This window comes from candidate division WOR-1 bacterium RIFOXYB2_FULL_36_35 (assembly GCA_001771505.1).
Classification (GTDB): domain Bacteria; phylum Margulisbacteria; class WOR-1; order XYC2-FULL-46-14; family XYC2-FULL-37-10; genus XYB2-FULL-36-35.
Window position 1 is genome coordinate 1 of sequence record MEUA01000055.1, and the last position, 5242, is coordinate 5242.

At 38.8% G+C, this 5242-nt stretch carries 3 protein-coding genes and 2 pseudogenes; all 5 read left to right on the forward strand.

All coding sequences use genetic code 11. The features are described 5' to 3' along the window. Positions 1 to 316: pseudogene (locus A2290_03695) on the forward strand (hypothetical protein). Between the two features lie 98 nt (positions 317 to 414). Further along, positions 415 to 2004 (forward strand): hypothetical protein, encoded by a 1590-nt coding sequence (locus A2290_03700; protein ID OGC13432.1) that lies wholly within the window; start codon positions 415 to 417, stop codon positions 2002 to 2004. 22 nt (positions 2005 to 2026) lie between these two features. Next, positions 2027 to 3739, forward strand: coding sequence for a hypothetical protein (locus A2290_03705; GenBank protein OGC13433.1), 1713 nt, complete (start codon positions 2027 to 2029; stop codon positions 3737 to 3739). Between the two features lie 28 nt (positions 3740 to 3767). Continuing rightward, positions 3768 to 4937, forward strand: a complete 1170-nt coding sequence (locus tag A2290_03710; GenBank protein OGC13434.1) for a hypothetical protein — start codon at positions 3768 to 3770, stop codon at positions 4935 to 4937. A 118-nt stretch (positions 4938 to 5055) separates the two neighbouring features. Next, positions 5056 to 5242 (forward strand): annotated as a pseudogene (locus tag A2290_03715) (hypothetical protein).

The following is a 5242-nucleotide window of genomic DNA, read 5'->3' on the forward strand; positions in this document are numbered from 1 at the left end:
AAATCTTGGAATCAATCAGTTTTCTATCCCCTTTGATGTTGTAACCTTTGAAGCAGCAGCAGGGCTTAAAAAACCAATTTCAAACATGCAGGAACTGGTAAATGCCATAACAGTTGAAGCGGGCTCAATAATAACAACAGTAGGCTGGTGGGACAAAACAAACCAGCAAATGGTTGGTTGGATCGATGTTAACAATACGCCAACAGCTCAAAACGGAGCAGGAACACTTAACAAAGAATTATTAACAAAAGACAAGGTTTATCAGATGTCGGTAACTCAAGGAGTTACATTTAAGTTGTCGGGGATCAGGGAATAGCCCTCACCCAGCTTCAGATAATTCGAGGACTTGTTGGTATTTAACCCTCTCCCTCAAGGGAGAGGGAAACGGGTAATTGGTGCAAAGATAAGGAATATATGAAAAGGCTGATAATAATTTTAATAATATTAGTCTTGCTTGTAGGTGCAAAAGCAGGAGCGGAGCCTCACGTCTTTGATGCTCTCTACTTTGTTGTCGGGAGTGTCACTGCTAATGGAACTCCTCCTTCACCAGTAGCCGGAAGAAAAGTTGTTTTTTACAAAGACTCCCCTGCCACAGCAATAGAAGCAACTATAGATTCTAATAATAAATTTGTTTTAAATATTTATGACAACCTGATGATCCCGATTGATCCCGCCTCAACATATTATGTCGCAATAGAAAAAGATAATAATAATTGGGGAGCTGACCCTATCCCGGTAACGTTAAAAGCAGAAGGATGGAATAATGTCAATATAATCTTATATGATCAAACCATAGTTGCAGATACAACTCCGCCAATAGTAAAAGTCGAATCTCCAAATGGTGGAGAGGAATGGCAAGCTTATTCAAATTACAACATAATTTTTACATGTGAAGATGAATCTGACATAAAAGAAAATTCCGCAAATCTCTATTATTCATTAGACAATGGGAATATGTGGACTGAAATAGCAACAGGGCAAACAACGAATACGCCTTATTCTTGGAAAGTGCCAAATATCCCTACAACACAAGCAAAAATTCGCGTAGAAGTACAAGACAATTCACCCAATAAAAACATCGGAACAGATGAATCTGATGCTGTCTTTACTATTAATTCAGCCAATTACATTCCTCTTTATATTTCAAGAGGAGCAGACACTTTTAACGCTTCCATATTATTAACCTGGGAAACAGAGACAACTACCGATCCTGTTTTTTATATCCTCACAGGTGAAGGATCAGGTGTGTATACCGATTTAGCTTCAAGTTGGATAAAACTTAACGGGACAAACGGATTTACAATAGACTATCAGAACAAAACAGCCATTTATACAAATCAGGTCGGAACCGGATATTCGGAGGCTTATTTTAAAGCCCTCTATCCCGGAGCAGAAAGTGAAAAAGATACTCTACTGCCAACAGCTACGGCAGTTGGAAAAGTCAATATCGATATTCCAAAAGATCCTTCACAGCTTGAATTGGCAGCTTTGCCGTTAATCCCGGCTAATTACAACATTGATTCGGTCATAGGCAAACAATTTGGGACAGGACAGGCAGAAGTTTGGGGATTTTATAACGCCCCTCTTAATAAATGGGGGAGCGAGTATTATAACGGCTCAACATGGTCAGGAAGCCTTCCTGACCATGAAATGCCTCCTGATAGAGGATATTGGATAAAATCAAAGACAGAGGCAAAGACTATTACGATTGTCGGATATGTCCCTGTCCAGGATAGAACAATGACCTTTAGCTCCGATGAATCGCTCTTCCTATATGGCAATTCGTATCCCAAAACAACCGCATGGGAAACAAGTGGATTATCTGATGTTTTAATAGAAAAAGACAAAATTTGGCAGTGGAATGGGGATAGTTGGGAATCAAAAATATATCTTGGGAATAATCAATGGGGAGGAGCAGATACATCAGGACTCCTCTTCAAACACGGATTCTGGATAAATAAACAACCAAAAGCTGATACATGGATTTATAAAAAACCATATTAGCTAATTAAAGGGGGAAATAATTATGTGGAAATTAAAAAAATTCAAATGGAGGTTTCTATTCCTGCTCTTAATTTATCTGCTCAGTATAACATCAGCCGCTTTTGCGGGAAGCATTTCATTTAGAGCCGGATATTTGCCTCAAAATTACAGTACAACTTTTGATCTGGGGTTATCAGGGTTAACAAGTGTTTACAACTCAAGCAATCAAGCGCTTTCTGTCGGCAACAACGTTGAAGCTTATTGGGTGGGGCCAAATGGAAATATTAATGATCCGGGTTCCTCTTTAAATGACGATATACTAATCCCGACAACAGACAATAAAGTAGGAAATGATAACGATACATGGAATAGTTTTACAAGCCAAGCCGGTAAATTTTATCATGAATTTGATTTAAGAAGCGCGAACATAACATCAGGGGATAACATATATGTCAGAGTTTGGGAGGGCGCTATAAACTTCGGAGAGAGTAACATTATAAGCGTTGCCTATCAAGAAGAAACAGGAACTACCCCATCCGACCATAGCCTGATTACGACCGGAGATAATAACGGAACAACAACTCTTCTTACAAATGGAGCAACCCCTATCCCTCCAACACTCGGAACAATAACAGTAAACGCCGCATCTTCAGGAGGAAATCCTCCTCCTTCTATTGTAATTAACTGCAGGTCATCAGTTCACGGAAGATGGTATGAATTTGAGGTAAGCAATCCTGCTGATACCGACCAAGGACCCTTTACTTATACTTATAGATCAGCAAACAGCGACAATCTTAAACATGTCGCTGACATAAACACAACGGGAATAAAATCAAGCGGAACTATGACTCTCGGACAAACAGACGACACAAAATGGATAAAAGTAAGGGCTCGCGCGGTCAATGACTATGGGGCTAGTAATTGGACAGAGAGTAGCTCGATGCAAATTCCGGAAACGCCGGATTCAAACAATCCGATAGCGATAACAGATTTAACACTCTCAAAAAATGACAGGTCTATAACATTAAAATGGTCTGCGCCTTATGATTTGGATAAATACAACCAGAAGACAACCTGCATGGGATATGACATAAGGGTCTCAACAGAAGCAATAGTTGGAGAAATCGCAAATCCATTTAAAGAAGGAGAAACAAACGCATCAAACACTAATACATGGGATAATGCATCATCAATATCAACCTACTTTATGAATGAACTCGGCAAAGATTTTCAACTTTCCAACCCTCAGGCATATGGCAAGTCGGAATCATTGACTATTTCCAACATAAATACAGATGGCAATTATTTCTTCGCGATAAAAGCCAAAGACTCCGGAAACAAATGGTCTTACATATCAAATATTGCTGGAACCCAAATAGGAGAAGCAAAAGTAGCAGAACCTGAAACAGTAACCTACACTTTATCTTATGAGGCTGGTGGATTAGGAATTAATAATATCTCGATTCCCTTTTCCACTCCATTTAATGATCCGAGCAACGTAATAACATTACTCGATCTGGTAAATTTTATAAATGAAAAAGCAACAGCCAAGATTGTCTTTGCCGTAGGATGGTGGGACGGACAGCAGATGAAACCTGCCGGTTATGAAATAAAATATAGCAGCACAGGATCTATTGATTCTGTAACAGGAACAAACACAGCTCCGGATATATCGGCAGCTCCTATTATAAAAGATATGCCCTATCAGATATCTGTAACAAAAAATGTAAAATTCAGTATAACAGGAACCAGATAGAAGGATGGCAAAAAGGATTTGACTTGAAATGTTAAAGATTGTCAATAAAATAATATTTAGTATTACAATAGCAATTTTCTTGATTGCAAGTGGCAATTTAGCTATTGCCGGAGTCCCTTATACAGCCATTTATTGGGTTGACGGCAAAATATTGCCTCCGACTGACGGGGCAAAAGTATCAACAAATGACAGGATTGTAATTCTTTATGAAACTACAACTGAAGCCGGTTACGCGGATGATTTTTCAGGCCCTTCCGGACTTTCAGGCCGCAGCGGCGAATTTATGATGAATGCCATGGAAGACTGGAGAATGGAGATAAAACCCGGAAAATATAAAATTTCAGTAGCAAAAGGATCTGACAATTATGGAGTAGATCCTACTGATATTACAATAACAGGCAAAGGTTATGATACAGCTCCCGATTTAGTCTTGGCAAAAGGGGCAGGAATTACTCCTCCCGGAACAAAACCGTTTAACCCTCCGCTTGCAGGAGAAGTTCCCGTCATAGAAAGCATTAAATTCAACAACAGGCTCTATCAACCAAAACTTATTGACAACAAGTATGAATTCATAGTTTCCAACCAGCCAAAAATAGATGTGAAAGTAACCGCTGGAAACATAGGCATAGACACATCAACACTATCTATATTACTTGATGAAGGAACAGCCAATGAAGATAATATTCCCATTATGGAAGATAACATTACAACAAAAGTCGGAGAAAATAATCCCGTAGAAGTTGATTATACACTTAATTTCGTGGACGAAGCAAAAACACTCACTTACGGTAAACATACTCTTGAATTCTTCGCTGGAAACTCCATAGGAACAACAAGTGAAATAGCTGTGGTTTCAGCTCTAAGCGGTGACGTAAAAATCATAGGGGAAGTACTTGCGTATCCATCACCCATACACCTATCTATTGATGAGAAAGTAACTCTCCAATACGGATTATCAACCAATGCTGACATAGATATATATATTTTTGACATAACGGCAAAAATTGTAAAAAAACTATCTTTTACCGCCGGCTCTCAAGGAGGATCAGCAGGAGGAACAGCAAATCCCAATAAAGTTGAGTGGAACTTAATGTCTGACCAGGGATATAAAATAGGGTCAGGCATTTATATATGGAACATCGTAGATAAAAACAAAAGCAAAATTATTGGAAAAGGGAAATTAACAACAGCTCCATAAACCCCGACAATCATAATCGGGGTGAATTTCTTCCCTGTCCATGCAATTTTTTTAGGTTATATTACGAAAGGATCATTGAATCCTCACAAAAGGCTTGGTATTATATAAAGTGTGCTATATGAATCCTAAAAGATTTTTTTTCATAATATTATTTGCTCTGGCAGTAATTCTGTCTCAAGCCCCATTATATGCTGCCACACATATAGTAACAAACTGCTCAAATGAAGGGACAGGATCTCTTAGACAGGCTATTCTCGACGCGCAGGACGGGGATGAAATTGTTTTTAATATTACAGTACAGGAAG

Bases quoted from the DNA above. Each gene is read 5' to 3' on its own strand.
- A2290_03700 (OGC13432.1), top strand. From the start codon at position 415: ATGAAAAGGCTGATAATAATTTTAATAATATTAGTCTTGCTTGTAGGT.
- A2290_03705 (OGC13433.1), top strand. From the start codon at position 2,027: ATGTGGAAATTAAAAAAATTCAAATGGAGGTTTCTATTCCTGCTCTTA.
- A2290_03710 (OGC13434.1), top strand. From the start codon at position 3,768: ATGTTAAAGATTGTCAATAAAATAATATTTAGTATTACAATAGCAATT.